Annotated in this window: 26 protein-coding genes; 17 read left to right on the plus strand and 9 right to left on the minus strand. The window is 71.0% G+C overall.

Annotated elements, in window-relative coordinates; genetic code table 11:
* Positions 1-26: 26 nt before the first annotated feature.
* The 4 genes from ABD848_RS06225 to nrfD all read left to right on the plus strand — a co-directional run bounded on the left by ABD848_RS06225 (position 27) and on the right by nrfD (position 5,902).
* Entirely contained in the window at positions 27-518 is a 492-nt protein-coding gene (locus tag ABD848_RS06225; RefSeq protein WP_344968281.1) for a hypothetical protein, read from the plus strand.
* A gap of 153 nt (positions 519-671) precedes the next feature.
* Complete coding sequence (gene fdh / locus ABD848_RS06230) at positions 672-3,914, plus strand: formate dehydrogenase (protein ID WP_344968283.1); 3,243 nt, start codon at positions 672-674, stop codon at positions 3,912-3,914.
* A gap of 87 nt (positions 3,915-4,001) precedes the next feature.
* Positions 4,002-4,883, plus strand: coding sequence for a 4Fe-4S dicluster domain-containing protein (locus tag ABD848_RS06235; protein ID WP_344968520.1), 882 nt, complete (start codon positions 4,002-4,004; stop codon positions 4,881-4,883).
* A complete protein-coding gene (nrfD, locus tag ABD848_RS06240; RefSeq protein WP_344968285.1) occupies positions 4,880-5,902 on the plus strand; it encodes an NrfD/PsrC family molybdoenzyme membrane anchor subunit in 1,023 nt (340 codons plus the stop codon). Before ABD848_RS06235 ends, nrfD begins: the two co-directional genes overlap by 4 nt.
* A gap of 116 nt (positions 5,903-6,018) precedes the next feature.
* Here the strand turns inward: nrfD and ABD848_RS06245 are convergent, their stop codons facing one another.
* Positions 6,019-6,486: a nuclear transport factor 2 family protein gene (locus ABD848_RS06245; RefSeq protein WP_344968288.1), complete on the minus strand. Its 468-nt coding sequence runs from the start codon at positions 6,484-6,486 to the stop codon at positions 6,019-6,021.
* Positions 6,487-6,610: 124 nt separating this feature from the next.
* Here ABD848_RS06245 and ABD848_RS06250 point away from each other — a divergent pair, with 124 nt between their 5' ends.
* The 3 genes from ABD848_RS06250 (at position 6,611) to ABD848_RS06260 (ending at position 8,451) form a co-directional block, all read left to right on the plus strand.
* On the plus strand, positions 6,611-7,066 hold the full coding sequence (locus ABD848_RS06250) for a MarR family winged helix-turn-helix transcriptional regulator (RefSeq protein WP_344968290.1): 456 nt from the start codon (positions 6,611-6,613) through the stop codon (positions 7,064-7,066).
* Positions 7,067-7,467: 401 nt separating this feature from the next.
* A complete protein-coding gene (locus ABD848_RS06255) occupies positions 7,468-7,848 on the plus strand; it encodes a cellulose binding domain-containing protein (protein ID WP_344968292.1) in 381 nt (126 codons plus the stop codon).
* 81 nt (positions 7,849-7,929) lie between these two features.
* The gene (locus ABD848_RS06260; protein ID WP_344968294.1) at positions 7,930-8,451 is read left to right on the plus strand and encodes a hypothetical protein; all 522 of its coding nucleotides are present in this window, start codon (positions 7,930-7,932) and stop codon (positions 8,449-8,451) included.
* A gap of 84 nt (positions 8,452-8,535) precedes the next feature.
* On the opposite strand, the gene ABD848_RS06265 is transcribed toward ABD848_RS06260, so the two are convergent.
* Both ABD848_RS06265 and ABD848_RS06270 read right to left on the minus strand, forming a co-directional pair.
* Entirely contained in the window at positions 8,536-8,853 is a 318-nt protein-coding gene (locus ABD848_RS06265) for a hypothetical protein (protein WP_344968296.1), read from the minus strand.
* A gap of 178 nt (positions 8,854-9,031) precedes the next feature.
* Positions 9,032-9,391 (minus strand): hypothetical protein, encoded by a 360-nt coding sequence (locus tag ABD848_RS06270; RefSeq protein WP_344968298.1) that lies wholly within the window; start codon positions 9,389-9,391, stop codon positions 9,032-9,034.
* 898 nt (positions 9,392-10,289) lie between these two features.
* On the opposite strand from ABD848_RS06270, the gene ABD848_RS06275 reads away from it, so the two are divergent.
* From ABD848_RS06275 to ABD848_RS06310, 8 genes are all read left to right on the plus strand, one after another.
* Entirely contained in the window at positions 10,290-10,499 is a 210-nt protein-coding gene (locus tag ABD848_RS06275) for a hypothetical protein (protein WP_344968300.1), read from the plus strand.
* A gap of 67 nt (positions 10,500-10,566) precedes the next feature.
* Positions 10,567-11,247, plus strand: a complete 681-nt coding sequence (locus ABD848_RS06280; protein ID WP_344968302.1) for an SAF domain-containing protein — start codon at positions 10,567-10,569, stop codon at positions 11,245-11,247.
* Between the two features lie 2 nt (positions 11,248-11,249).
* Positions 11,250-12,101 carry a hypothetical protein gene (locus ABD848_RS06285; RefSeq protein ID WP_344968304.1) on the plus strand — a complete coding sequence of 284 codons (852 nt, stop codon included), beginning with the start codon at positions 11,250-11,252 and terminating at the stop codon, positions 12,099-12,101.
* Positions 12,088-13,488, plus strand: coding sequence for a CpaF family protein (locus tag ABD848_RS06290; RefSeq protein WP_344968306.1), 1,401 nt, complete (start codon positions 12,088-12,090; stop codon positions 13,486-13,488). The genes ABD848_RS06285 and ABD848_RS06290 overlap by 14 nt, the downstream gene beginning before the upstream one ends.
* Positions 13,485-14,369 (plus strand): type II secretion system F family protein, encoded by an 885-nt coding sequence (locus tag ABD848_RS06295; RefSeq protein WP_344968308.1) that lies wholly within the window; start codon positions 13,485-13,487, stop codon positions 14,367-14,369. The genes ABD848_RS06290 and ABD848_RS06295 overlap by 4 nt, the downstream gene beginning before the upstream one ends.
* Positions 14,366-15,238, plus strand: coding sequence for a hypothetical protein (locus ABD848_RS06300; protein WP_344968310.1), 873 nt, complete (start codon positions 14,366-14,368; stop codon positions 15,236-15,238). Before ABD848_RS06295 ends, ABD848_RS06300 begins: the two co-directional genes overlap by 4 nt.
* 180 nt (positions 15,239-15,418) lie before the next feature.
* Positions 15,419-18,322: a BTAD domain-containing putative transcriptional regulator gene (locus ABD848_RS06305; protein WP_344968312.1), complete on the plus strand. Its 2,904-nt coding sequence runs from the start codon at positions 15,419-15,421 to the stop codon at positions 18,320-18,322.
* A 183-nt stretch (positions 18,323-18,505) separates the two neighbouring features.
* Positions 18,506-18,718, plus strand: a complete 213-nt coding sequence (locus tag ABD848_RS06310) for a hypothetical protein (RefSeq protein WP_344968314.1) — start codon at positions 18,506-18,508, stop codon at positions 18,716-18,718.
* 180 nt (positions 18,719-18,898) lie between these two features.
* Here the strand turns inward: ABD848_RS06310 and ABD848_RS06315 are convergent, their stop codons facing one another.
* The 4 genes from ABD848_RS06315 to ABD848_RS06330 all read right to left on the minus strand — a co-directional run bounded on the left by ABD848_RS06315 (position 18,899) and on the right by ABD848_RS06330 (position 21,044).
* Complete coding sequence (locus ABD848_RS06315; protein WP_344968316.1) at positions 18,899-19,309, minus strand: SSI family serine proteinase inhibitor; 411 nt, start codon at positions 19,307-19,309, stop codon at positions 18,899-18,901.
* A gap of 496 nt (positions 19,310-19,805) precedes the next feature.
* Positions 19,806-20,042, minus strand: coding sequence for a DivIVA domain-containing protein (locus ABD848_RS06320; RefSeq protein WP_344968318.1), 237 nt, complete (start codon positions 20,040-20,042; stop codon positions 19,806-19,808).
* Positions 20,043-20,233: 191 nt separating this feature from the next.
* Entirely contained in the window at positions 20,234-20,704 is a 471-nt protein-coding gene (locus ABD848_RS06325; protein WP_344968321.1) for an SRPBCC family protein, read from the minus strand.
* Positions 20,691-21,044, minus strand: a complete 354-nt coding sequence (locus ABD848_RS06330; RefSeq protein ID WP_344968323.1) for an ArsR/SmtB family transcription factor — start codon at positions 21,042-21,044, stop codon at positions 20,691-20,693. The genes ABD848_RS06325 and ABD848_RS06330 overlap by 14 nt, the downstream gene beginning before the upstream one ends.
* Before the next feature lie 473 nt (positions 21,045-21,517).
* Between ABD848_RS06330 and ABD848_RS06335 the strand changes: the two genes are divergently transcribed.
* Both ABD848_RS06335 and ABD848_RS06340 read left to right on the plus strand, forming a co-directional pair.
* Positions 21,518-21,925: a VOC family protein gene (locus ABD848_RS06335; RefSeq protein ID WP_344968325.1), complete on the plus strand. Its 408-nt coding sequence runs from the start codon at positions 21,518-21,520 to the stop codon at positions 21,923-21,925.
* Between the two features lie 71 nt (positions 21,926-21,996).
* Entirely contained in the window at positions 21,997-23,541 is a 1,545-nt protein-coding gene (locus ABD848_RS06340) for a class I adenylate-forming enzyme family protein (protein WP_344968327.1), read from the plus strand.
* On the opposite strand, the gene ABD848_RS06345 is transcribed toward ABD848_RS06340, so the two are convergent.
* Both ABD848_RS06345 and ABD848_RS06350 read right to left on the minus strand, forming a co-directional pair.
* On the minus strand, positions 23,507-24,757 hold the full coding sequence (locus ABD848_RS06345) for a cytochrome P450 (protein WP_344968329.1): 1,251 nt from the start codon (positions 24,755-24,757) through the stop codon (positions 23,507-23,509). The genes ABD848_RS06340 and ABD848_RS06345 overlap by 35 nt on opposite strands.
* Positions 24,754-26,325, minus strand: coding sequence for an AMP-binding protein (locus ABD848_RS06350; RefSeq protein WP_344968332.1), 1,572 nt, complete (start codon positions 26,323-26,325; stop codon positions 24,754-24,756). Before ABD848_RS06350 ends, ABD848_RS06345 begins: the two co-directional genes overlap by 4 nt.
* Positions 26,326-26,429: the final 104 nt, after the last annotated feature.

Here is a 26,429-nt window from a genome sequence, read left to right on the forward strand (position 1 = left end):
CGCGAGCGAGCAAAGAGGGGGTGGGTGTGGCTGTCCGGAGTCGGTGGCGAATCGTGCGTGCCGGGGCGCGAGGGCTGGTGGCAGCCATGGCGATGACCGGGGTGCGTACGGTGACCGCGAATGTGGGGTTGCTGGAGCGCAGCCCACCGGAGGCGATCGTGCACCACCGCGGCCCGGAACGGGTACAGCGGTTGGCCGAGCGGCACCGCACGGCACTGACCGAGCTGGTGCACTGGTGCTACGGCACTGTGGGGGGCGTCGTGTTCGGGACGCTCCCGCCACGGCTACGGGCGCACCCGTGGACCGGTCCCGCCTACGGGCTGGCCGTGTGGTTGACCTTCGAGGCAGGGGTGGCTCCGCTGTTGGGGGTGCGCTCCGCCAGCCAGCCTCGGGTGGCGGCCCGCTTTGTTGTGGCCGCCGACCACGTGCTCTACGGGCTTGTCGTCGCCGGGCGGCTGGCGCCCGACCCGAGCCGGTTGGGCGAGAGCGCCGACGGCGGCCAGGACACCCGCCGCTGACATAGCCGCTCCAGGGGCTCCTCCCAATCGCGGGACGAGCGGGGGCGTGGCCGGTAGTGGCCTCCCCGGGGCATGCGCGCCGCCGTTTCAGTACGCAGGCACCGGTTAGCGGCGCCGTTTCTTGCCTGGCGCGTGCGAGGAGGGGGCTGGCCTGTGGGGGTACGTACGTGGATCGAGTCGTGGCCGGTGTACCGGCAGTGGCGCGACGGGGACCCGAGCGGGCGCGGGGCGGCGGCCAAGTCGCGCCGTAGCGAGGAGTTACGCCCGCGCACCGCGACCGCCGACCGGACCGTCACCTCGGTGTGCCCCTACTGTGCTGTGGGCTGCTCGCAGCGGGTCTATGTCCGTGACGACGAGGTGGTCCAGATCGAGGGCAACCCCGACTCTCCTGTCAACCGGGGGCGGCTGTGCCCCAAGGGCGCGGCCAGCCTCCAGCTCACCACCGGGTCGGCGCGCCGCCACACCGTCCTCTACCGTTCGCCGTATGGGCGCGAGTGGCAGGAGCTCGACCTCGACACCGCGATGGACATGGTGGCCGACCGGGTCGTGGCCACCCGCCGCCAAACGTGGGAGTGGGAGCACGACGGCAGGTACGTCGCCCGCACCATGGGGATCGCCAGCCTGGGCGGGGCGACCCTGGACAACGAGGAGAACTACCTCATCAAGAAGCTGTTGACCGCGCTGGGTGTGGTCCAGGTCGAGAACCAGGCCCGGGTGTGCCATAGCGCCACGGTCGCCGGTCTGGGCACCTCCTTCGGCCGGGGCGGCGCCACGACGTTCATGCAGGATCAGCAGCACTCCGACTGCATCGTCATCGAGGGCTCCAACTACGCCGAGTGCCATCCGGTGGGGTTCCAGTGGGTCATGGCGGCCAAGGCCCGCGGCGCGGTCGTGATCCACGTCGACCCGCGGTTCACTCGCACCAGCGCCCTGTCGGATCTGCACGTGCCTATCCGCGCCGGTAGCGACATCGCTTTCCTCGGTGGGCTCATCAACCACGTTCTCACCGAGGAGAAGTACTTCCGCGACTACGTCTTGGCCTACACCAACGCCGCCACGATCGTCTCCGAGGAGTTCGCCGACACCGAGGACCTCGACGGGCTGTTTTCCGGTTTCGACGAGGAGGGCCGCAGCTATGACGTGACGAGTTGGCAGTACGAGGGGATGCGGGTGCCCGCTGCTTCCGGCAAGCGCGAGCAGCAGTTCGAGGACCGCCGGCGCAGGGTCGCCAAGTCGGCGTGTGCCGAGCAGCATGGCTCGGGCGGCGCCGTGGTGCGAGGCGAGCCCCGCACCGACGAGACGCTGCGCCATCCGCGGTGCGTGTTCCAGCTCCTCAAGCGCCACTTCGCGCGCTACACGCCTGAGGCCGTCGCCGACGTCTGCGGGATTTCCCAGGAGCAGTTCCGTGAGGTCTGCGACCATCTCACCCGTAACTCTGGCCCCGAACGCACCAGCGCGTTCGCCTATGCGGTGGGCTGGACTCAGCACACCGTGGGGGCGCAGTACATCCGCGCCGCCTCGATCTTGCAACTGCTGCTGGGCAATATCGGCCGCCCCGGGGGCGGTATCCAGGCGTTGCGCGGCCACGCCAGCATCCAGGGCTCCAGCGATATCCCCACCCTGTTCAACCTGCTTCCGGGCTACATCCCGATGCCGCACGCCCACGCCCACGAGGGGCTGGCCGACTTCGTGGCCGGTGACGCCGCCGACAAGGGCTACTGGGCGAACATGCGCTCCTACGTGGTTAGCCTGCTCAAAGCGTGGTGGGGGGAGGCGGCGACCGCCGACAACGAGTTCGGGTTCGGCTACCTGCCGCGCCTGACCGGCTCGCACGGCACCTACGACACGGTGATCGAGCAGATCGAGGGCCGCTGCAAGGGCTACTTCCTCATGGGAGAGAACCCCGCGGTGGGGTCGGCCAACGCCAAGGCGCAACGGCTGGGGATGGCCAACCTCGACTGGCTGGTGGTGCGCGACTTCTCCCTGATCGAAAGCGCCACGTGGTGGAAGGACGGCCCCGAGATCGAGTCAGGGGAACTGCGCACCGAGGACATCGCCACGGAGGTGTTCTTCTTCCCCGCCGCGTCGCACACCGAGAAGTCCGGGTGCTTCACCAACACCAACCGGGTGTTGCAGTGGCACGACGCCGCCGTAGCCCCCCGGGGCGACGCCCGCAGCGATCTGTGGTTCATGTACCACCTGGGGCGGCGCATCCGGGAGAAGCTGGCCGGCTCCACCGACCCGATGGACCGCCCTATCCTCGACCTCACCTGGGACTACCCGCTGGAGCACGGCGACGAGCCCAGCGCGGCGGCGGTGCTGGCCGAGATCAACGGCTACGACGGCGACGGCGAGCACCTCTCCTCCTACACCCAACTGCGCGACGACGGCTCGACCTCGTGCGGCTGTTGGATCTACTGCGGCGTCTACGCCGACGGTGTGAACCAGGCGGCGCGGCGCACACCGGGCGGCGAGCAGGACTGGGTGGCCGCCGAGTGGGGGTGGGCGTGGCCGTTGAACCGGCGCGTCCTCTACAACCGGGCCTCCGCCGATCCGGAGGGGCGGCCGTGGAGCGACCGTAAGGCCCTGGTGTGGTGGGATGCCGAGCAAGGCAGGTGGACGGGCCACGATATCCCCGACGTCGAGGCGGACAAGGCTCCCGACTACCGCCCGCCCACGGACGCGGTGGGGGTGGACGCGCTGTCCGGCACGGACGCCTTCATCATGCAGGCCGACGGCAAAGGGTGGCTGTACGCTCCGTCGGGGCTGGTCGACGGCCCGATGCCCACCCACTACGAGCCGCAGGAGTCGCCTTTTGCCAACGCGCTCTACGGCCAGGACCGCAACCCGACCCGGCTCGTCTACCCAGGAGAGTTCAACCGCTACCACCCCGCACCCGACGGCGCGGCCGGCGAAGTCTACCCGTATGTGGTGACGACCTACCGGCTCACCGAGCACTTCACCGCCGGAGGGATGAGCCGCTGGACGCCCTATCTGGCGGAGTTGCAGCCGGAGTTCTTCTGCGAGGTCTCGCCCGAATTGGCGCGGGAGCGGGGGCTACGTCACCAGGGGTGGGCGACGATCATCACGGCCCGCAACGCTGTCGAGGCGCGGGTGATGGTCACCGACCGCATGGTGCCGCTGCGTGTGCAGGGCCGGGTCGTCCACCAGATCGGGCTGCCCTACCACTGGGGACCCAACGGGCACGTGACCGGTGACGCGGCCAACGAGCTGGCCTCGATCTCCCTTGACCCCAATGTGCATATCCAGGAAGTCAAGGCCCTCACCGCCGACATTCGGCCGGGCCGCCGGCCGCGCGGCCCCGCCCGGCCCGCGCTGGTGCACGAGTACCGGCGGCTGGCGGGCATCACCGAGGCAACCGGCACGGAGGTGTGAGCAGTGACCATCGAACGCTCCGGCACCCCGGAGACCGACGAGAGCGATCCGGCCGGTGACACCGGCTACGGTGCCCATCCGCCGCGCATGGGGTTCTTCACCGACACCAGCGTGTGCATCGGATGCAAGGCATGCGAGGTGGCGTGCAAGGAATGGAACGCCATCCCCGAGGATGGCGTGGACCTGTTGGGCATGTCCTATGACAACAGCGGCGGGTTGGGTGCCAACACATGGCGCCACGTGTCCTTCGTGGAGCAGCGCATGCCGCTGGGGGAGCAGGAGACCGGTGTCGCGCGCCCGCCCTCGCCCGACGGGCCGGCCGGCACACCGGCGCCGACCGTCGATTTGGGCATGCCCGGGTTCGAACGTCCGGGCGACCTGACCGGCGAGGCCGAGCGCGGCGAGTTCCGCTGGCTGATGTCCTCGGACGTGTGCAAGCACTGCACGCACGCCGCGTGTCTGGACGTGTGCCCCACCGGGGCGCTGTTTCGCACCGAGTACGGCACGGTCGTGGTGCAGGAGGACATCTGCAACGGGTGCGGCTACTGCGTTCCCGCCTGTCCCTACGGCGTGATCGACAAGCGCGAGGACGACGGCCGGGTCTGGAAGTGCACGCTGTGCTATGACCGCATCGGCGACGGGGTGGAGCCGGCGTGCGCCAAGGCGTGTCCGACCGATTCCATCCAGTACGGCGAGCTTGACGAGCTCCGCGAGCGCGCCGACCGGCGCCTGTCGCAGTTGCACGATGCGGGGGTGGGGACGGCTCGGCTCTACGGCGCCGACCCCGGCGACGGGGTGGGCGGCAACGGCGCGTTCTTCCTGCTGCTGGACGAGCCGGAGGTCTACGGGCTGCCTCCGGACCCGGTCGTGACGACACGGGAGCTGCCCGACATGTGGAAGCACGCCGGCGTCGCCGCGTTCACGCTACTCGCCGGCCTGGCGGCGACGTTTGTGGGGAGGCGGCGTTGAGCACCTCGGAGGTGACCAAGGAGGGTGTGCGCGGGCAGCGGCCCGACCGGGAGGCGGTGACCGGCTCGGCGGCTACGCACCGCCGCGGTCGTGGGCGCGGTGGGGACAGGCCCGTCGTGCCTCGGGCCGAGTTCCGCTCCTACTATGGCCGGCCGATCCTCAACCAGATCCCGTGGTCGGCTCGCGACATCGGCGGCTACCTGTTCCTGGGCGGATTGGCCGGCGCTTCCTCGGTGCTGGCTGGGGGCGCCGAGCTGACCGGGCGTCCGGCGTTGGCGCGGGCTATGAAGGTCACCGCGCTCGGCGCGGTGTCGGGGTCGGTCGCCGCGCTGATCCACGATCTCGGGCGGCCCGAGCGGTTCCTCAACATGCTGCGCGTGGTGAAGCCGACATCGCCGATGAGTGTGGGCTCGTGGCTGCTGGCCACCTATGGCCCGATGGCCGGTGCGGCGGCGGCCTGCGACGTCACCGGCCGGCTGCGGCCGGTGGGCCGAGCGGCCACGGTCGGCGCTGGGGTGGTCGGTCCGGCGGTGGCGGCCTACACGGCGCCGCTGGTGTGCGATACGGCGGTTCCGGCCTGGCACGACGGGTATCGGGAGATGCCGTTCGTCTTCGTGGGGTCGGGGGCTGCCGCGGCGGCGGGGATGGGGATGATCGCGGCGCCGGTGCGGCAGGCGGCGCCGGCGCGGCGCGCGGCGGTGCTCGGTGCGGGGTTGGAGGTGGCGGCGGCCGAGCGGATGCGGGCGCGGATGGGGATGCTCGCCGAGCCCTATGAGCGGGGGCGTGGTGGCCGGCTGCTTCGGGCGGCGACGGCGCTGAGTCTCGGCGGGGCCGCGGCGGGCGCGCTGGTGGGGCAGCGCAGTAGGGCGGTGGCCGCAGTGGCAGGGGTGGCGCTGCTGGCCGGGTCGGCGTGTACCCGATTCGCGATCTTCCAGGCGGGGGTGGACTCCGCGCGCGACCCCACGTACACGGTGGTTCCCCAGCGGCAACGCCTTGAGGTGGGCGCGGCCGAGCAATGAGGGGCCGCGCAGTGCTCCTAGCCACTGCGCGCGGCGGCGTAGCGGTGCCGGTGGGACCGCGTGGGGGCCGCGGCAGCGGCTCCCCTGTGGTGGCGGACCGTGAGTGGAGCGGTCCTTTATGTGTCGGGTTCGGGGGTAGCGGTGTCAACGCGCCAGTGCAGGCGCATTTGGAGCCGAGAGAACCGCCAGCCCTGCGGGGTGCGTACGGCCTCGAACCGGTACTGCTCTCCGAGAGCGAATTCGGGGGCGGCGGTCGTGGCGTGCCGGGTGAAGACGGCGACCAGTTGGGCGGTGACCGTGGCGTGGTCGCCGGCGAGGTCGATGAGGTGGTTGGTGGTCAGGTGCTGCGTGCGGTCGAACTCGGCGTGGTTGCGGCGGGCTCGCTCGGTCAGTTGGTCGACGCCGTGGAGCTGGCCGGAGGGGAAGTCGCCGATGACGTCTTCGGTGAAGATGGTGCGCGATTCGTCGAACCGTTTCTCGTCGAGCCACCGGCCTTGCCGGGTGAGGAGGTCGATGAGGTCCGCGCGGTCGGCGAGGCGCTGCACGCGCTCGTGGGAGGTCTCGTGGGAGGTGGTGCTGGTCAAGGCTGCTCCAGGGGGCGGTGGTCACCGGGGGCGCACTGCGCCGATTTTGTTGGCGTTGCCAACGTTGGTACTGCCAACAATATGAGATCGTGGGTGTCACCAACAACCTTCTAGACTGGCTGTTATGGCTTCCGCCTTTGAGGACACTCCGGCCCGGCTGCGCGCCCTCCCCAGCCGGCTGCTCACCCAGGTCGCCACCCACGCCCAGCGGCTCGTCACCCAGGGCCTCGCCGGCGCTGACGCCCGCCGGTACCACTACGCGCTGCTGGCCACGTTGGAGGAGTTCGGGCCGGCCAGCCAGGCGGTGCTAGGGCGCCGATGCGGCATGGACCGCAGCGACGTCGTGGCCACGGTCAACGAGCTCGCCCAGCGGGAGATGGTCCGGCGGACCCCCGACCCCGAGGACCGGCGCCGCAACGTCGTCACCATTACCGAGGCGGGTATCCAGGCTCTCCACCAGCTCGACGAGCTGTTGGAGAGCCTTCAAGACGAACTGCTCGCTCCGCTGTCCACCGAGGAGCGCGACCAGCTCGTCCTGCTCCTCGCCCGGCTGTTGGAGCACCATAGCCGTGCCCCCTGACGAGGGCTGCCGCAGCGGCGTGGCTTGGCGGTGAGGAGGCGGTAACCGCTGGGCGGCCGGTTGGGGCCACGCCTTCAGCGGTCAGTCCGGAGTCCCTCAGCCGAGGCCGTCCGTGCCGACCAGTACGCACACCCTCGCCGTGGGGTGGGGGCGGTTACCGGTACGCAACCGTTGCTCCCGCGCGCAGAGGCGCCTGAAATCGGCTGCTCCGCACGCCGGTGACACGAACCTGGCGTGGTGGTTCGTTTACCCACGGCGAGTGAGCCATGTAACATACCCCATCTGGGAGCGCTCCCATATCGCGTCTACTCTCCCCGCATGGATGCGAACCATCCCCCACAAAGATACGGAGCACCACAGTGAGACCCCTTCCCCGCCCTCGAAAAAGCCAGGCCAGTGCCATGACAGCGGCGCTGGCCACCGGACTGCTGCTGGCCGCGGCCCCCACTGCCGCCGCCGGGCCGCTCCAGCAGCCCGGCGCGCTTGACCGCTCGGGCTGCTCGGCCGACTACGAGGCCACCGCCGTATGGGCGAGCGGCTTCAGCGCCCAGATCACCATCTCCTGCGCCGGTGGAGGCTCGCTGGAGGACTGGACCGTCGAGTGGGACTTCCCCGGCGACCAGCAGCTCACCCACAACTGGAACAGCGAGTGTTCCCAGTCCGGCCCCCATGTGACCTGCACTCCGCTGGGGGACTTCAACGGCACGATCCCGCCCGGCGGCTCGGTCTCCTTCGGCTTCACCGCCACTGGTTCCGCGCCTGACGACCTCGTCCTGTACTGACGGCCGGCACCAGTCGTCTGTACCGCCATCCGATTCGTCCCCGCCCAGGCGTTCGCCCATCCCCGTGAAGGAGACCCGTCCTTGCGTTTCGTCAGCTCCTCCCGCCGCCCCCGGCGGGCGGTGACGACCATGCTCGCTGCCGCCGCCGCGATCCTGGCCGTGCCCACCCCCGCCATGGCCGCCCACCCCGATATCCAGCAGCCGTTCCGCGCCGGCCATGCCGACAGTTGTCTGCGCAGTGTCACCGAGGGCACGCTGACCTGGCGCGCCACCCACCCGCCCGAGCAGCCCGTCGTGGAGGTCGACGGCACGCTCGCTCTCACCAACCCCGGCGCCTGCCAATTCTTCGTCGCCCCAACGGCCGTGGCCTCGTTCACCGCCTACCGTCAAGAGCGCGTCATCGACACCGAGAGCCGCGCCACGACCGGCGCGGACTCGTTCTCGTTCACCCTCACCCCCGATGCCTGGTCCGACTGGTCGGCATCGATCGACCGCGTGGTCGTCCAGGTGTGCCACGGTTCGGTCGTCTCCGCTCCGAGCGACTTCGGCCCGGCGTCCAACTCTGCCGCCAACTGTGGTGAACCGGTGACCTACACCCGCTAGCCTTCGGGCCACCCCGCGCCGACCGGCTTCGCCGCTGATGGCCCCGGCGCCTCGTCCGGGGCCATCAGCGCCAGGGGCGCGAGGCTATACCGGCGTGGCACGCAGGTGGAGGTGGTCGTGCTCTGGGATGTCCGTGGGGAGGTCGGTGAGGGGCGGAGGTTCCCGGCGGTGGGTGAAGACGTCACGCAGCCAGAGGGTTTGCTCGGTCTCCCACGTCCACAGGGTGCTCGTCCACCCCTGCCGGGTGAGATGAACGTGGTAAGCGCTCAGTAAGCCGGCGAATGTCAGGTGCACGCCGTCCCAGTCGCGGGCCATGGCCGACCAGTCGGGCACAGCGTTCAAGGCCACGCCTTCCGGCAGGTCGTGGGGAGGCGTGCTTTCGGGAGTGGGAAGCGCACGCACAGGGCGTGCCACTCTTCGGTGCCGGTGATCTCGTAGACACGGGCCGTGGGGGCTACCGTCAGGCGTTGTCGCGGCAGTGGGACGTCGGGGGCCCAATCGCCGGTCTGGTTCGCCAGCGCCGCGTACTGCCCGTTGTCTTCGGGGTGGTCGCCGAACACGCTGGAGGTAACGAGCCAGTTCAGCGGGCGTTGCGCGTAGCGCTCCCACCCCGTGTGGGCGCGGTGGGGAGCCGTCCTGGTTGCTGTCGTTCCACAGTTGGTCGGCTCGTGGTACCGGCGCACCACCAATCGCTCTCCTCGGTGTCGAACACGGCAGCGGCGAGCATGCTGACCGCCGGCGCGCGGGCCTCGGCGACAATCTCCCGCCGAGCCTGGGGCAGATAGCCGGTCCACGGGTAGAGCGCGTCGGCCGCCTTGGCGGCGAGGTCGAGCGCGACGCGGGGGCGGCACAGGTGGTCCGCGGAGATATCGCTGCGTGCGGCCGGCAGGAAGAAGGCGCACGCCGGCGGTGCGTCGAGGAACTGCTGTGCGGTCGCCACGGTGACCTCCGAAGCAGCGGATGTCCCGATCGCCGGTGGTACGCGGCCGGGGGTGTGGCGGGGCGTCGAGAAGTGGGTTCCCTTGGCCGCACCGGCATGTTCGGCCCTGGGCGGCCGGAGCCTGCCAAGAGCCGTGCGCGCTGGTAGGCGCGGCGAAGACAGGAGGGGAGCCGGTCGCGTGCGTGGTCGATATAGCTGGCTACGTAGCGTATCGAGGAGACTCTCCGTGTTCAGATGTTATCTCCCTTTTCTCTGTTTTGATGCTGCTGTTGCCCGTGGTGTCTCGCCGACTCCCGCCCGATGGCCTCCTGCTTCCACGCCCCAGGCAGCAGCGAGCTCCTCCCCTGGTCAGGCGTTTCGATGTCGGCGCTATCGGGCGAGTCGTGCGAGTGGGGTGTGTCGGTTCCGGAGGTTCATAGGGAGAAACCCCGGCTCAGCGGTGGTAACAATCGAAGCCGCGCATGGAGTGCCGGATCGCGAATAGCCGCCCACGTTACTTTCAGTCATTATCACTGCGAGTTACTATGTTGAACTCATAGTGATTTCGGATGCGTATCGATGGGATTCGTGACCCGAAGGAGCACGTGTGGTGGGGGTTCGATCGCTCTCGCGAGAACGGCTGACGGCCTGCGGGGCCGGCAGCCGACCGTCCGTGTGCGGAGGCGCTCGGGCCGCCGTCCGCGCCAGCGCCAACGGGAGGCCCGGCGGCGTGAGCTGTTCCTGCCGACACGAGCCCGGCCGGTATGTGGTCGCCCTACTCGGGGGCAGCCGCAGCGGCCGATACCGCACCGGGCAGCACCGCCGCGTGTTCTGGTTACCGCGCCCCGTGCCAGCGGCACGGGCCGACTGCTCCCGACTGCCCTTGTCCCGCCGGCCCGCCACCGGTCAGGCGCCACGTGTGCGTCCCACGACGATCCCCGGTCCTTACCTGCCCGCGGGCACGCCTGCCCCGCGCCGGCTGTGGGCCGGCACGGTGACCGCTCCTCGCCCGCGGCGCCCCGGAGGTGGGCACGCGGGCACGATCGGGCTGGCCTACCGCGCGGACTCCACGGGGCACGGCTTCTCGACCCCGCTATGGCTCAAGGAGGCTCCGGCACCCACCCAGTAGCTCGCACAGCTTCTGCCGGCGTGCCGCTACGGACGCGCCGCCATGGACGGAAAAACGGGGGTTCGTGTTGCTGAAGACGGATTTCGACACGACGGACGAGCGAGCCGTCGACGACGAGATCGAGGTCATGCCCCAGGTACGGCCGCTGCGCCCGCGCCGCCGCCCCTGGCTGCTGGTGGTGGGGGTGGTCGTGACGGCTGCCTCGGCAGCGTTGGCCGCGACGCTGTACCTGGCCGTCGACGAGCGCACCGAGGCGCTGGCCCTGGCCCGAGACGTCGGCTACGGCCGGGAGTTGCGCGGCGATGACCTGGTCACCGTACGGGTAGCCCTCGACGCGCAGGTCGCCTCGGTCGCGGCCGAGGACCTGTCGAAGGTCGTCGGCCAGCGTGCCGCCACCGGACTGACCAAGGGGCAGTTGCTGACGCCGGAGAGTATCCGCGCTGACCGGCCGCCCAACGAGGACACCCAACTGGTGGCGGTGCCGTTGCCCCCCAGCGCCGTTCCCGCCCAGGGGTTGCAGTCGGGAGACGAGGTGGATCTCGTCTCGACCCCCGGCAAGGGCGCGAAGCCGCCCGAAGATGCGCCGCCCACGGTCTCGGGGACGGTGACCCGGGTCGGCGAACCCGACGAGTCCGGGACTCGGGTCGTCGATGTCGAGGTGGACCAATCCGACGGCGCGGCGCTGGCGGCACGAGCGGCCACCGGCAACATCGCCGTGGTCGTCAACCCCGCCGGAGGAAAGGACTGACAGTGCTGGTCTGCATGGTGACGGCCAAGGGCGCGCCCGGCGCGACCACCGCCGCGCTGGCGATGGCGATGACCTGGCCCCACCCGGTGCTGATGGTCGAGGGCGACCCGGCAGGAGGCGACCTGCGCTCCGGGTTCTTGCAGGGCGCCGACGCGGGACGGCGCAACCTGTTGCAGTTGGCCAAGACAGCCCGGTACGGCCTCACGGCGGTCGACATCGCCCGGCAGTGCCTGTCGCTCGACGCCACCGAGGCCACCCGTCTCGTGCTGCCCGGCCTGCCCGAACCGTTCTTGGGCGCGAGCCTGGACACGCTGTGGTCACCGCTGTTGGAGGCCGCCTCACGGTTTTGGGTCCGCGATCCGATCTGGACCAAGCGGGTGGATCTGCTCGTCGACTGCGGGCGGCTGGACCACCCGCACCTGCCCTGGCGACTAATCGAGGTCGCTGACCTGGTTGTCCTGGTGTTTCGCGCGACGCTGCCCTCGATCACGGCGGCGCGGTCGCGCGCCGAGCACCTGCGCTCCCGTCTGGAGGAGGCCACGGGCCACTCCGATGCGCTGGTCGGCTTGATGATCGAGGGGTCCTACCGCCCCTGGGAGGTGCGCGAGACCGGGATGGACGTGGTGGCCACGCTGCCCCACGACCCGATAGCGGCCCGTGTGCTCACCGAGCGTGCCTCCGCGCCCCGCGGGTTCCCACGCGGCCGGTTCATGCGTGCCGCCCGCACTGCGGCCGTGGCCCTGCGGGGCCGTGGCCCCGAGCCCGCCACCCACTCCGGCGACGATGCCGCGGGGGAGGCGGTGACCATTGATGCCCACCGTAGAGGGGAGGCACCGGCCCATGTCGGTCGTTGAGTTGCGCACCCGGCTTCACACTCCGGCCAGTACCAAAGATGAGGCGGTTGACTGGGAGGACGTGCGCCGACTGCGCGCGCTGGTGGTGGAGCGCCTGACGGGCGAGGTGGGCGAGCGCCACGTCGACGAGGAGTACCGGCGCCAACTCGGCCGCGCCCTCGTTGCCCAGGCGGTGCAGGAGTGGAGCCACCACCGCGTCGACTCCGGTGCGCCTGTGCCCACGCTCGTCCAGGAGCAACGGTTACGTTCGGCGCTGTGGGACTCGCTGTTCGGGCTGGGCCGGCTCCAGCCTCTGTTAGGCGAGGACGTCGAGAACATCGAGATCAACGGCCACGACGAGGTGTGGCTGCGTACCTCCCGTGGTGAACTGCGGCGCGCGGCCCCGGTGGCCGACAGCGACGAGGAACTCATCGCGGAACTGCGGTTCCTGGCCTGCCAAGCCGGCCGGTCCCTGTCCGCAGCCAGCCCCAGTCTGCATCTGGAGTTGGCCGACGGCAGCCGGCTGGTGGCGATGATCGAGACCACCCGGCGCCCCCACGTGGTCATCCGCCGCCACCAACTGCACCGGATGAGCTTGGAAGATCTGGCCGACCGCGGCATGGTTTCGGAGGGGCTGCGCCAGGTGCTGGCCGCCGCGGTGCGGGCCGGAAAGAACATCCTCGTCACCGGGCCGCAGAACAGCGGCAAGACTACGCTGCTGCGGGCGCTGGCCGGCGAGATCCCCTCCCACCAGCGTTTCGCCTCTGTCGAGCGGGAGTACGAACTCCATCTGGACCGCATCGGCCAGCATCCGCACATGGTGGCCATGCAGGCGCGCGAGGGCGGGGCCGAATTGGGGTCCGACGGCCGGCCCGCCGGGGAGATCGGCCTGGACCAGATTATCCGCGACAGCCTGTGGCTGAACCTGAGCCGCATCATCGTCGGCGAGGTGCGCGGCCCCGAGGTGCTGCCGATGCTCGATGCTATGACCACCGGTGAGGGTGGCTCCATGGCCACGCTGCACGCCCACTCCGCGCGCGGGGCCGTCGAGCGCCTGGTCGCGCTGTGCGGGCGCTACGGTCTCGCCGCTGAGGTCGCCTACCGGATGATCGCTGAGGCCGTCGATCTAGTCGTGCACATCCAACTCGTCGACGACAGTTGGCGCGAGGGCGGCGGCGAGCGCCACCGCTTCGTACGCGAAGTCATCGCCGTCGCCCCTGGTGAGAACGGGAAGCCGGCCATCACCGACATGTATGCGCCCGCCGCTGACGGCCGCGCCGCGGCCACCGGGACCCCCACGCCGTTGGAGGACGCCCTGGCGCGGGCCGGCCTGCACCCGCGGTGGCTGCGCCCCGGAGACGAGCAGTGGCACGCGACCACCCGTACCGTTCCGGGGGTCTCGTCGTGAGCCCGCCGTTGCCCGTCACGCTCCTCGCCGCCGTGCCCGCCGCGCTCGCCGGCATCGGCATCGCCGGCGGCGCCGCGATGGTCGTCGTCGGCTGCCGGCCGGCTCCCGCGCCGCAACCTCGCGTGCGCCAGCGGGGCCGCCGCCGGCCAGGGTTGGTGCAGGCCGGCCTGGCGGCAGCGGCCGGGATACTGGCCTGGCTGGCCATCGGTTGGCTCGGCGTGGCCATCGTGGTGCCTCTCGTCGTGGCCGCGCTGGCGCTGCTGTTCGACGGATCGGCCACGGCCCGCGAGCGCGTCGCCCATCTGGAAGCCACCGAAGAATGGGTGCGGTTCCTGGCCGATCGGCTGCTGGCCGGTATGACCCTGGAACAGGCACTGACCGCCTCAGCCGACAACGCGCCCGCCGCTCTCGCGCCGCAGGTACGGCAGTTGGCCGCGCGGCTGTTGCAGGGGCACCGGCCCCCCGCTGCGCTGCGCTCCTTCGCCGGTGAGGCGGCCGGGTTCGCCGGCGATCAGGTGTCCGCCCACCTGTTGTTGGCCTACCGTAACCGCGCTCCCGGGGCCGCCCACGCGCTTGGCCAACTGGCCGACTGGCTGGCCGAAGACGTGGCCAACCTGCGCGCGATCGACGCCGAGCGGGCACGGCTGCGACTCACCGCTCGTGCCCTGACTCTCGTCGCCGCCGTGGCCTTCGCGCTGCTTGCCGCCGCTGACGGCTACGTCGCGCCCTACAGTGGCCCCGCCGGTCAGGTCGCGCTGGCCACCACCCTGGCCGCGGTGGCCATGGCCCTGCTGTGGCTGCGCCACGTCACCACGGCCCCGCCCGAGCCTCGGCTCCTTGGCCCATCCGCCCCGTCTGCCAGTGCGAGGTCGCCGCGATGAACCTGCCGTTACTGATCGCCGCCGGAGTCGGGGGAGGCGTCGGCCTCACCTGTGTCATCGCAGCGCTCGCGCCGGCTCGCCCCGATCTGCGCGCCCTGCTCGCGCCCGCGCCGGCGGACCCGCCGCGTCCGCGCACGCCGCTGGGACGCGCCGCCCAAGCGCTGCGGGTCGACCCTGACCGGGCGGCGGCCTTGGCCCGGCTCCCCCGCCACGACCTCGAACTGATCGGTCGCACCCCAGCCACCCATGGCCTGCACAAGCTCGCGTGGACCGTCGCCGCCGCATTGGTGCCCGGAGCCGTGTTCGCGCTGCTCACCCCCGTGGGAATCGCTCCGTCGCCCGCCGTGACGGCGGCGACGGTGGGCGCTGCCGTCGTCGTCGGCTTCGCCCTGCCCGACATCGACGCCCGAGTGAGAATCCGCCGGGCCCGCACCCAGCTCCGGCACGCTCTGCGCGCCTACCTGGTCCTGGTGGCCTTGGAGTGCCGCGCCGGGGTCACCGCCCAGCAGGCCCTTGTTCAGGCGGCCCGCGTCAGCCAAACCTGGATGTTCGCCCGGCTGCACGCGGCGGTGGAGCGTGCCCAGTTGCAACGCCGCCCCGCATGGGAGGGACTGCGCGAGCTCGCCCCCCGGGTCGGCATCCCCGAACTGGCCGACTGTGCCGAGCTCATGGCCGGCGCCGCCGATGGGGTCACCGTGGCCGACACGCTGTTGACCCGGGCCCGAGGGCTCCGCGACCAGCCGCTTGCCCAACGGCGCGGCCGTGTTGGCGTGGCCGGCGGTGCTATGGCCATCCCCGTAGCCGCCTTGGGGGCGTGCCTCGTGGCGCTGTTGAGCTGTCCTCTCGTAGTCCGGCTGCTTGCCGGTTGAACCCCCCCGACGAAGGAGGTGTCACCATGCCTGGCCCGGTGCTGTTCGCTCCGCCGGCCGCGCGCCGCGCGGTGCTTGCGGTACCTGCTGGGGGTGGCAGGCCATGTTTTCCACAGGCTTGTGGAAAAACTGTGTCGACACGTGCCGCGAGACCGGCACGAGAACGGGAGTAGTCCGGATATGACGCTTCGGTTGCATGGTCGTTCCCACGGTGGCCGCGATCCGCGCCCCCGCGCCGGCGCGGCCCTGACTGCCCTAGTCGCACTCCTGCTCGCCACCCCGGTGGTGTTGGGATGGTGCACCGTCGCACTCCTGCCGCCGGGCGGGCCCATCTGGAGCCCCGCGCTCGCCGCCCTGGCTCACCCCGGCGATGGCACCGTGTTCCTCGCCGCGGCGCTGGCTGCGAGTTGGCTGGCCTGGGGGGCACTCACCGGCTGCATCGCCGTCGAAGTTCTCGCCCAACTGCGCCAGCGCCCCACCCCGCGCCTCCGTGGGCTGGGCTGGGGCCAGCACGCCGCGGCCACGCTCGTCTCCACCGCTATGGCGCCTCACAGCGTCGACCTCATCCTGCTGCCACCCATGCCCGTCCCCGAGTTCGCTCTCGCGTCCGCGGTCTCGGGAACCGACGCGGCCGACCAAAACGTGCGGCCCGCTGCCGGGGCGGAGGAGCCACTCCCCCGTCGGCGCACCTACACCACACAGCGTCACGACACCTACTTCAGCATCGCCCGCGACCAATTGGGCGACCGCGACCGCTACCGCGAGCTCATCGACTGCAACACCGGCCGCCGGATGCCCGACGGCACCGTCCTCACCGGCGACGAGTTCCTAGAGCCCGGCTGGGAGTTGCTCCTGCCCGACCCGTTCAGCGAGTACAGCGAGTACGCTGCGCACCTTGCGGCGCCTGTTGCCGAGCCCGCGCCCCAGGCCGCTGCGCCTCAGCTCGTCGGCGCTGCCGCAGCCGGCCGCGACCGGGCCCCGGGCGTCGCCACCGACCTCACCGCCCACGACCGCCAGCCGGCTGTTCCCCAGCCTCGACGGGGGCAAGCCCCCACGGTTATGACAGCGGCCCCGCCCCGCCCTGGCGGCGGCTCGCCTGAGCCGGCCTCGACACCGGAGCCCACCGGCGTCGCCGCTGCCGCCACCGTTGATGATCTCGGCGCCGGCCCCGCAGCGGAGCAGCCCGGCGCGGGAGCCGCTGGACCCGCCGTTTCCGCTGAGCCGGCCGCGCCCGACGCGGCCGGAGACGATGACAGTGAGTCCCGTTTCGACCTGCTTGATCGTGCGCTTCGCTCCATGGCCGCCCAGGCGGCCGACACGGGCGCGGAAACGCCACGACTGCTGGGGGCGCGCCTCACCGAGCGCGGATGTGAACTGCTGCTGGCCGCGGCGACCGAGGAGGGGATCGCCCCGTTCCGGTCGACCGGCCACTACGCGTGGCTGCTCGACCGCGATAACGCGGCGCTGCTGGCCGCACCCGAGGCGGCCACGATCCCCGCGCCGTACCCGGCCCTGGTGACAGTGGGATGCGACACCACCGGCGCCCACGTGCTCGTCGACCTCACCGAGGCCGGCGCGCTCAACCTCACCGGAACCTCAGGGCACGCCCGCGACGTGCTCACCGCCATGGCGCTGGAACTGACCACCTCGGAGTGGGGCGACCGGCTCACCGTCACCACCGTCGGCTTCGGCGCGGAGGTGCCCACACTGGAACCCACCGGCCGGTTACGCCACAGCGCCACCCTGCGCGACTGCCTCGACCAGCTCAGTGTCGCCGCCCGCGCGTCGCAGCGGCACCACCGGCACGCCGCCACCGGCGCGCAAGAGCAGGCGCCACACCTCATCCTCTCCGCTCACCCCTTCGGCGAGGGCGACATGCTGCGACTGCGGGAAGCCATGCTCGCCGCCCCAGACGTGCCGCTGGCCATCGTGGCCCGCGCCGAGGAGCACCAGCACCGCTTCCCCACTGACTGGACACTCGACACCACCCCCGGCGCGAAGGTTCACCTGCCTGCGCTGGGGCGCACCGTTACACTTGGGCGACTCACCGCCGACCGGCACGCGCACGTCGCCGCCGTCCTGGCCGGCCTCACCCAGCCTTCCAGTGCTCCCGCGCGCGAGCGGGAAGACGAGCCGTGGGAACGGGGAGCGGAAGCGACGCCGCGAGGCGGCTCCCGCACAGATGAGGCGCTCACCGAACTCCTGGCGGTGCCCGCCCAGGCGGGGCGCGAGTGGCCGGAAAGCGGCCACCGCGCCACGGCGACCAGTGCCACCGCCCCAGCGCCGCGCCCCGGTGCCGTGTCGTCCGAACCGGCACCGTCCACCGCGGCGGCGCCAGGCGACCCCGCCGCTGGGCCACGCATCCGCGTTCTCGGGCCGGTCGATATCACCGGCGTTGACACCCGGGAACTTGAGGCCGGCAAACGCCGCGGCCTCGTCGAGTTGGCGTGCCTGCTCAAGCTTGCCCCGGGGCAGACTCCCGACGACCTCTCCCGCGCTATGGGAGGAGCCAACGGCCCCTGGTCGGCCTCCACCCGCTCGGCCAGTCTCAGCCGGTTGCGCTCCTGGTTGGGGCGGGACGCCGAGGGCAACGCCTACTTCCCTAAACGCGGCAGTGACGGCACGTATGCGCTGGCCGGGACCGTGGGATGTGACTGGTACGACTTCCAGGCGTTGGCTCGCTTCGGGATGGATGACGACACTCCGGAGGGCACCGCCGCCCTCCGGCAGGCGCTCGATCTGGTCCGCGGTGAGCCTTTCACCAGTGCCTCCCCGGATCGTTACGCCTGGGCCGGGCCGCTCAGACCCACGATCCTTGGCGCCATCGCCGAGGTAGCCCACACTTTGGCCGCACGCCAGATGGCCGCGGGCGAGATGGCCGCCGCCCGCGATGTACTCACCACGATCCTGCGCATCGACCCGGCCAACGAGCTTCTCTACCGCGACCTGTTCCGCGTCGAGCACCGGGCCGGTGCCCCGGAGGCCGTCAACCGCGCAGCGCAGCGCCTCGTCAGCGCCCTTGACCAGGCTGGCCGGGAGATGAGCGCCGAAACCCGCGCCTTGCTCAACCAACTCGACGAGTGATCCGCCGTCCTTGACGCCGGCGGGGGCTGGTGCCGCCCATGCAGGTCGGCTCGTCCCCCGCACTCTTCTCGTCGTTTCCGGTGGGCGAGGTCACCCGGGGCGCGGCCGGTTCGGTGGGTTTCTGTGACAGCACGTCTGGGCACTCTCTGTCTTGGTAATACTACAGAGAGTGATTGGAGTGTCATGGTCCGTCGGATCACCGCCGCGCTCGCCGCTACCGGTATCGCCGCGACCCTCTCGGTGGCGATGGCGACTCCCGCTGCCGCCGAAAGGTTCATCTCCGCGGAGGACTGCTACATCAGTGGCGGGTGGGTCGTGCTGGACCTGAGCAGCCCCTCGCTCACCTCTTGCAGCGGAGGCGAGTACGACGGTTTCTGGGTCGTCTACAAGATCTGACGCCCCCGTCTTCGCATGTGCCCCCGGCAACCAGTTGCCGGGGGCACAATGCGGCTGCGTCACGGGGCGGCCCTGCCGGCCGCCCGCGCCGGCGCGCTCGGGGTCCGGTCCCTTCTCCCGGCCGTGGTCGGTGGGCCGGGAGCGATCACGGGAACACTGGTCGGGAGAGGGCTGCCTCGCCTAGAAGTCGAAGACCCTGCCGGAGATGACGGCGGCGTCACAGTCGTTGCTGTAGGTGCGCTCGAAGTCGGTGGACTGGTTGAACCAGTGGCCCTGCGCAGTCACGGTCACCGGGGCCCACACGTCGTAGCACGGCACCCCCTGCTGCTGGGGCAGGTTCTCGAAGTCGCCCCAAACGTTGGTGAGAGTGGAGCAGGCCTCGTCGGCGCTGGGGTGGGTGCCGTCGGTGGGGTAGCACTCCAACGTGACCTGCGACAGGACCGGACCGCTGGTGCCCTCGCCCTCGTACATGGTGAAGGTGTGGACCGCGAAGGGGCCCCATGCCGGCTCGGCGGCGGCCGGTGCGGCGGCTCCCACAACCGCCGTGAGGGTGAGCGCGCCGAGTGTGGCCATCGTCGTCGTTGTTCGCATGCCGAGTCCTTTCGCGCAGTGGGGGATGTGCGAACTGTGCTCCCGTTGAGTGCCCCTCCCGCCGGGTGTGATGGCCTCGCAGCGCCACGGTCACGGGGAGCAGGCTGGGCACCATGAGAAGCGCGCTTATTGTAAGCCCCATGGCTGTCGTCGTGAACTGAAGACGGACGGCCAGGTGCGGACACCCCGCGGATCAACCGGGAGCCAGCGGTGCGCCGCACCGATCCCTTGGCCGTTGCCGGGGGCAAGGAACCTCAGCCGGAGCGGTCCGCACCACCGTGCCACCGGGAGGGAACCGCCCTCGCCGGCGTCGTGGGCGGATCTCGGTCACCGGCTAAGGCGCGCGAGGTTCTCCGTTTTTCGGATGGCTGGGCTGGGGCTGTAGAGGGTGTTCGTCGTTGGCTCATGCCTCGATCGCTGTGCGATCTCGACCGCCCGAGGGGTGACAGCGGAGGCGCTCACTGCCGGCTCTCGCCGCCTTTCCGAAAAACAGAACCTAGTCCAGCAGGCCCGCCACGCTGGCGAGATACTCCTTGACCTGCGTGCGGTTGAAGCCGCGCAGCACGACGTCGAATCGGGTCTGCTGCACCTCGGCGGAGGTGACCGGCTGCTCCGGCGGTGCCGCGCCCTGGCGCGCCTCAAGGGTGGCGATGATCCGCTCGACCAGAGGTACGACCTGGTCGCGGGCGTAGCCGCGCATGGCCACGTCGAACTCGGGTGCGGTCACGTCCATACGGTGCTGGCCTCCTATCGCCGCAACCCCTGTGGTTATGGGGATTCGTGGGCTTCGGGCGCACTCTACCCGCTGTCGGCGGGGGCGGCGCAGTGAAGGCTGGGGGCACGCTTTCGGCTTCCCCCACTGCGCCGGCGGCCAGTTGGTGATGGCCCAGGCCGGAATCCTCGGCTTTTAGGTCGAGGAGTACGTCAAAGCGTCGCGACCACCTCGGCGAGGCGGTCCATGGTCTCCCGGGAGCCCTCCTCCATACCGCTTTGGACCATGCCGTCACGGTCCTCGACCGACTGGAAGACCGACGTGCCCACATACCTGGTTTTCCCGTCGACCTCTTCAAAGGTGGCCGTCTCCAGCGCCACGTGTCTCGGCATCCCCTCGAACTCGAAGGTCTGCACGATCCGTTGGGGAGCCGCGACCTCGTGGTAGACCCCGTGGAACCCGTAGTCGTTGCCCTCGGCGTCGCGGTTGATGAAGCGCCACGCGCCTCCTGAGTGCACCTCTGCCCGGTCGACGACGGTCGAGTAACGCCGCGGCCCCCACCAGTTGGGGATGAGCTTGGGGTCGGTGAATGCTTGGAACACTACGTCGGGGGAGGCGTCGAAGACGCGCTTGACGACGATGTCCTGCCGGCCCGGTTCGATGACGAACTCAGTCTCGTTCATGGTCCTGCTCCTTGTGTTCTTCGCGGATGCGTTGGATTTCCCGGTCAAGTCGGTCGAACTGGTCGCGTCGGATCTCCCGGTAACGCTCGATCCACTCGGACGCGCTGTCCAACGGCGCCGTCTCCAACCGGCAGGGGCGCCATTGGGCGTCGCGGCCCCGCGTGATCAGCCCGGCCCGTTCGAGCACCTTCAGGTGTTTGGAGATCGCCTGGAGGCTGATGGAGAACGGTTCCGCCAGTTCGTTGACCGTCGCCTCGCCTTGGGCCAGCCGGACCAGGATCGCCCGGCGTGTCGGGTCGGCCAGCGCGGTGAAGGTGGCGCTGAGCTGATCCTCGGCCATCTTTTATACAACCCTTCGGTTTATAAACCTGTAGGTTGATAGTGCGGTATGCGCATGTGGGGTGTCAAGCGCACCGTTCTCCCCGCGGCGAGGCGGCCGGTCTCCGGCCATGCCCGCGGTGCCCTCCCCCGCTGGGGCGGCCCGATCCCGCGCTCGTCGACGTCGAGGGCCGGCGCCCCGTCGCAGTCGCCCCGTCCGCCCGGGAGCCGTTCACTTCCCTGAAGGCGCCGCCGGCCCTGTGCGGGGTTACGAGGGGTGGTCTCCCGCGGGGAAGACCGCCCCCTCATAGAGTGTGATATGCCTCATAGGAAGCTGCGATTCTCTGTGATCCCCCTGGTCACATCTTCACCGTTCGCCGCATTGCAGCCGATGCGGCCGTGTTGACCAGGCGGATGCGGCGGCGGGTCGTTACCCTTGGCCTGTAGTACCCAGCACGTCGTTTCGCTCCGGTTTCCGTCGGCGGGAGGGGCCCTATGGGCAACACTCCAGACATCATCCCCACGCTTCGCTACCAGGACGCCCGGGCGGCCATCACCTGGCTGGAGGAGGTACTCGGCTTCCGCCGGGTTCTGGTGGTCGACGGTTCCGACGGCCCCGAGGGCAGCGTCGCCCACGCCCAACTCGCCTTGGGCAACGGGCTCGTCATGCTCGCCTCGGTCCCCACTGAAGACGAGGACCGCATCGACCTCGGCTCCGGCCCCTCGGCGATCTACCTCGTCATCGACGACGTGGCGGCGGCGTGGAAACGCGCCAGCAGCTTCGACGTCGAGGTGGTACGCGAGTTCCGCAGCGAGGACTACGGCGGCGAAGGCTTCTCGATCCGTGACCCCGAGGGCAACGTCTGGAGCGTGGGCTCCTACCGTCCCAGCACCGAGGGCTAGGCTCGCTCCTCGTCCTCGCGGGGTGGCCGTGACGGCGTCCCACCCGAACCTTGAGCCCTGGCTGAGTCCCCATGAGCGAAGCTTTCCGTGCCCTGGCCGCCGCTGCCCCGGAGGCCCTAGCCGTCGTTGACGACACCGGCTCACTGAGCCGCGCCCAAGCCGACCAGCGCGTCGAGGCGCTCGCGGCGCGGCTGCGCGCTCACGGGGCCGGCCCGGGCGACCGGATCGCCTGGTCGATGCCGAACCGGGCCGAGGTGGTGCTGCTCGCCTTGGCCGCCCAGCGTGTGGGCGCGGTAGTGGTGGCCTTGAGCTACCGCTCCTCGCGGGCCGAACTGTCCCGGATGCTGGCGTTTGCCCAGCCCGCCGTGGCCGTCGTCGACGCCACCACGCACGAGGCCGTGGCCGGCGCCGCCGACAGCGTCGCCCTCCTCGACGTCGATGCGGCCGAAGCCACCGAGACCGGCGGCGACCCGCCCCCCAGCGAGGAGCGCACCGCACCGCCCGCACCGGCGGGAGCCGCCACGGGCCGGCTGGGCGCGGGAGCCTCCATGCTGTTCACCTCCGGAACCACCGGCTCACCCAAAGCCGCGCTGCGCACCAGCGGTGACGCCGCGCTCTCCACGGCCATCGCCGACGCTTTCGGCTTCCACAGCGCCACCCGTTACCTCTCCTCCGGCCCTCTCTACCACTCCGGACCGTGGACTTGCGCTCTCATGGTGTTGGCCCGGGGTGGGGCGGTGGTGCTGCGGCCCAGCTTCGACCCGGTCGGGTGGCTCGCCGCGGCTCGCCGGCACGGGGTGACGGCCTCGTTTTGCACCCCGACGCTACTGCGGCGCCTCGTCGAAGCCGTCGAGTCCGGAGCGCCCGCCCCCGAGACGCTGGAGACCGTCGTGGTTTCCGGTGAGCCTTTCCGGCCGGAGCTGAAGCGGCGGGCGGTGGCCGCGCTGGGTCACGTACTGCTGGATTGCTACGGCAGCACCGAACTCGGTCCGATGACCGCCATGCCGCCGGCGTCGCTGCTGGAGCGGCCGACCTCGTGTGGCCGGCCCTTCCCCGGTGTCGAGGTGGCCGCGTTCGAGGGCCAGGAGCGGCTCGGCCCCGGTCACGTGGGGCTGTTGCGGGGCCGCACCCCCTTGGCGTTCGCGGGCTACCTGCGCGACGGCGCCGACGCCCCCGACGACTCGGGCCAGGGGTGGGCCACCGTCGGTGACCTCGGATTCGTCGACGACGATGGCTATGTCCACCTCATCGACCGCTCCGACGACATGATCATCAGCGGCGGCGTCAACATCTTCCCCGCCGACGTCGAGGCGGTGCTCTCCCAGCACCCTGAGATCCGCCAGTGCGCCGTGGTCGGCGCGCCCGACCCCGAATGGGGGCAGGCGGTGTGCGCGTTCGTCGTCGGGGATCGTCCGCTGGAGGTCGCCGAGGTGCGCGCGTGGCTGCGGGGCCGGATCTCCGACGACAAGCGGCCCCGCCGCGTGGTCAACGTCAGCGAACTGCCCACCACCGGCACCGAGAAGATCGCCCGTGCCCAGCTACGGGAGCGACTGGCCGACTCCGGAGCCCGCCACGACGAGGTTAGCTCGGGAGCAGGCGAGCCGGCATCTTCCTGATGCCGTTCATGAAGTTCGACTCCAGCCGCTCCGGGGGCGCGCTCAGGCGCAGCCGGCCCAGGTCGGGGCGGAGCAGGTCGAGCAGCTCCGCCGCCTCCAGCCGGGCCAGGTGCGAGCCCAGACAGAAGTGGGCTCCGTGGCCGAAGGCCAGGTGCGGGTTGGGGTCGCGTCCCAGGTCGAGCTGGTCGGGTGCCTCGAAGACCTCCGGGTCGCGGTTGGCCGAGATGTAGTAGAGCACGACTTTGTCACCGGTCGCGATCGGCTGGCCGTCCAGGACCGTGTCGCGCACGGCGGTGCGGCGGAACTGCATGATCGGCGTGACCCAGCGCAGCAGCTCGTCGACGGCGCGCGGCAGTAGCTGCGGGTCGGCGACGAGCCGGTCGCGCTGGTCGGGGTGTTCGGCCAGCGCGTGCAGCCCGCCCGAGATCAGGTGCCGAGTGGTCTCGTTACCGGCCACCACGAGCAGAATCCACAAGTTGCAAAATTCCAGTTCGGTGAGTTTCCTACCGTCGATCTCCACCGAGACCAACCGGCTGACCAGATCCTCTCCCGGACGGCGGCGCTTTTCCTCGGCGGCGGCCGAGGCGTAGGCGAACGCCTCCTGGAACGTGCGTTTGAACGTATCGACGTCCCCGCCGCCGTAGACCGGGTCGTCGAAGCCGACGAGGTTGTTGCTCCACTCGAACAGCAGGGAGCGGTCGGCGCGCGGCATCCCGAGCAGGTCCGCCAGGACCAGCAGGGGAAGTTCGGCGGCCATGTCGCGGACGACGTCGAACTCCTCGTCGTCTTTGAGACGCCCCACGATCGCGGCGGCGTGAGCGCGCACCGAGTCGCGCAGCCGGCCGACCGCGCGCGGGGTGAACACCGCCGTCACCAGGCGGCGGGTGCGGGCGTGCTGGGGGGCGTCCATGTTGACCAGCAGTTGGCGGGTGCGGATCAGGTCGGCGCGCGAGACGGGGTCGTTCAGGAAAGCCCCGCGCTCGCCCGAGGAAAAGGTCTCGGTGTCGCGTGACGCCTCCAGGACAGCGGCGTGCCTGGTCACCGCCCAGTAGCCGGTGCCGCGGCGCACGACGCTGCCTCGCGGGCCGTGGCGTTCCAGGTCGGCTTCAGCGACCCACGAGACCGGTTCCCGGCTGCGCAGCCGCGCGAACTCGTCGTGGGGCACACCGGCACCGAAGACGGCCGGGTCGGAGAGCATCGTGGTGTTGGCTGTCATGAGATCCCACCGTTTCGCTGCGCAGGGGAGAGGGAGGGGAAGAGCGGACGGAGCTCCCGTCTCCGCAGTTTGCCCATCTCGTCGCGGGGGAGGTGGTCGACCACCTCGTAGGCTCGGGGCACCTTGAAGCCCGCCAGCCGGCTCCGGCAGAAGGCGTCGAGAGCCTCGGCCGGATCGGTGCCCTCGGGGGTTTCCGGGGTGAGCCGCACCGCGGCCACCACGCGCTCCCCGAACTCCTCGTCGGGCACGCCCAGCACGGCCGCGTCACCGACCGCGGGGTGATCAAGGAGCACCTCCTCGACCTCGGCCGGGTAGACGTTTACCCCGCCCGAGACGATGGTGTCGGCGGAGCGACCGCTGAGGAACAGGTAGCCGTCGGCGTCCAGCCAGCCCAGGTCGCCGTAGGTGAAGGTCCCGGGGCCGAGGTGGGCCTGCCGGGTCTTCTCGGGGTCGTTGTAGTAGCTGAAGTCGCCCTTGGGGGAGCGCCGGATGAAGACACGTCCCGGCTGGCCGGGGGGCAGCGGGTCGCCGTCGTCGTCGACGATGAGGATGTCGGTGCGCGGCAGGGGACGCCCCACGCTCCCCGGTTTGCGCAGCCATGTCTTGGAGTCGATCAGCGTGACCACGCCGGCTTCGGTGGCGGCGTAGTACTCCAGTAGCACCGGCCCCCACCACTCGATCATGCGGCGCTTGACCTCCACCGGGCAGCTCCCGCCGCCGTGCCAGACGCGGGTGAGGCTGGCGCCGGAGAATCCGGCGCGGGTTTCCTCCGGCAGCCGTAGCAGCCGCACGAACTGGGTCGGCACCATGTGGGTAGTGTTGACGCCCTCGGAGTCGATCAGCCGCAGCGTCGTCTCCGGGTCGAACTTGTGCCGCATGACCAGGTGCGCGCCGCGCAGCAGCGGAAACAGCGAGAAGAACAGTTGGGCCGAGTGGTACCAGGGGCCGGCGAGCAGGCTCGCCCCACCCTCGGGCAGGCCGAGGCGGTTGCCCAGGGCCGGCAGCGTCTCACGGACCCGGCTGAGCGGTCCACCGCTGGTCAGCACGCCGTTGATGACGCCGCGGGGGGTGCCGGTCGTACCCGAGGTGTAGAGCATCAGCGCACCCGAGACCTGGTCGGTGGGCTCTTCGCTCAAGGCGCCGGCCAGCAGTGGCTCGGTGGCCCGGAAACCGCTGTGGGGCCGCTCGCCCAACACGAGCCGTAGCGCGGGCGGGGTGGTGAACTCCTCGATCCCGGCGGCCACCGCGGCGCGTTCGGGGTCGACGACCAGGCCGCGGGCGCCGGAGTCGCGGACCAGGTGGGCCATCTCGGCCGCGGTGAAGTGCCAGTTGACCGGTACCAGGGTCACGCCCGCGTGCACGCAGGCGAGGGCGACCTCGAAGGTCTCGTTAGTGTTGCCCGCGGCCACACACAGCCGGTCGCCCGCCGTCAGCCCGCTGGCCCGTAGCGTGTGCACCCAGCGGTTCACGCGCGCGTCGAGGGCGCCGATGGTCGCTGTGCCACGGTCGTCGGTCAGGGCGGGCAGGCTCAGGTCGGTCGCTGCGCGTTCCCGGAGTAGTTCGGCCATTGGGCGGATCGGGCTCCTTGAGGGTCGGGCGCCGCCGTAGCTCGGGCCGAGCGGAGGCGCAGGGCCGGCGCAGAGCCGGTTTCGGCTGCCGCGCGCCCCGGGCC

The organism is Salinactinospora qingdaonensis (genome assembly GCF_039539445.1).
GTDB lineage: Bacteria > Actinomycetota > Actinomycetes > Streptosporangiales > Streptosporangiaceae > Salinactinospora > Salinactinospora qingdaonensis.

What these genes read in the sequence shown, in the direction of transcription:
- ABD848_RS06340 (WP_344968327.1), top strand. Translation starts at nt 21,997, where the DNA reads ATGAGCGAAGCTTTCCGTGCCCTGGCCGCCGCTGCCCCGGAGGCCCTA.
- ABD848_RS06330 (WP_344968323.1), bottom strand. Translation starts at nt 21,044, where the DNA reads ATGGCCGAGGATCAGCTCAGCGCCACCTTCACCGCGCTGGCCGACCCG.
- ABD848_RS06290 (WP_344968306.1), top strand. Translation starts at nt 12,088, where the DNA reads ATGTCGGTCGTTGAGTTGCGCACCCGGCTTCACACTCCGGCCAGTACC.
- ABD848_RS06325 (WP_344968321.1), bottom strand. Translation starts at nt 20,704, where the DNA reads ATGAACGAGACTGAGTTCGTCATCGAACCGGGCCGGCAGGACATCGTC.
- ABD848_RS06335 (WP_344968325.1), top strand. Translation starts at nt 21,518, where the DNA reads ATGGGCAACACTCCAGACATCATCCCCACGCTTCGCTACCAGGACGCC.
- ABD848_RS06300 (WP_344968310.1), top strand. Translation starts at nt 14,366, where the DNA reads ATGAACCTGCCGTTACTGATCGCCGCCGGAGTCGGGGGAGGCGTCGGC.
- ABD848_RS06235 (WP_344968520.1), top strand. Translation starts at nt 4,002, where the DNA reads ATGGGGTTCTTCACCGACACCAGCGTGTGCATCGGATGCAAGGCATGC.
- ABD848_RS06350 (WP_344968332.1), bottom strand. Translation starts at nt 26,325, where the DNA reads ATGGCCGAACTACTCCGGGAACGCGCAGCGACCGACCTGAGCCTGCCC.
- ABD848_RS06305 (WP_344968312.1), top strand. Translation starts at nt 15,419, where the DNA reads ATGACGCTTCGGTTGCATGGTCGTTCCCACGGTGGCCGCGATCCGCGC.
- ABD848_RS06255 (WP_344968292.1), top strand. Translation starts at nt 7,468, where the DNA reads ATGACAGCGGCGCTGGCCACCGGACTGCTGCTGGCCGCGGCCCCCACT.
- ABD848_RS06310 (WP_344968314.1), top strand. Translation starts at nt 18,506, where the DNA reads ATGGTCCGTCGGATCACCGCCGCGCTCGCCGCTACCGGTATCGCCGCG.
- ABD848_RS06250 (WP_344968290.1), top strand. Translation starts at nt 6,611, where the DNA reads ATGGCTTCCGCCTTTGAGGACACTCCGGCCCGGCTGCGCGCCCTCCCC.
- ABD848_RS06345 (WP_344968329.1), bottom strand. Translation starts at nt 24,757, where the DNA reads ATGACAGCCAACACCACGATGCTCTCCGACCCGGCCGTCTTCGGTGCC.
- ABD848_RS06320 (WP_344968318.1), bottom strand. Translation starts at nt 20,042, where the DNA reads ATGGACGTGACCGCACCCGAGTTCGACGTGGCCATGCGCGGCTACGCC.
- ABD848_RS06315 (WP_344968316.1), bottom strand. Translation starts at nt 19,309, where the DNA reads ATGCGAACAACGACGACGATGGCCACACTCGGCGCGCTCACCCTCACG.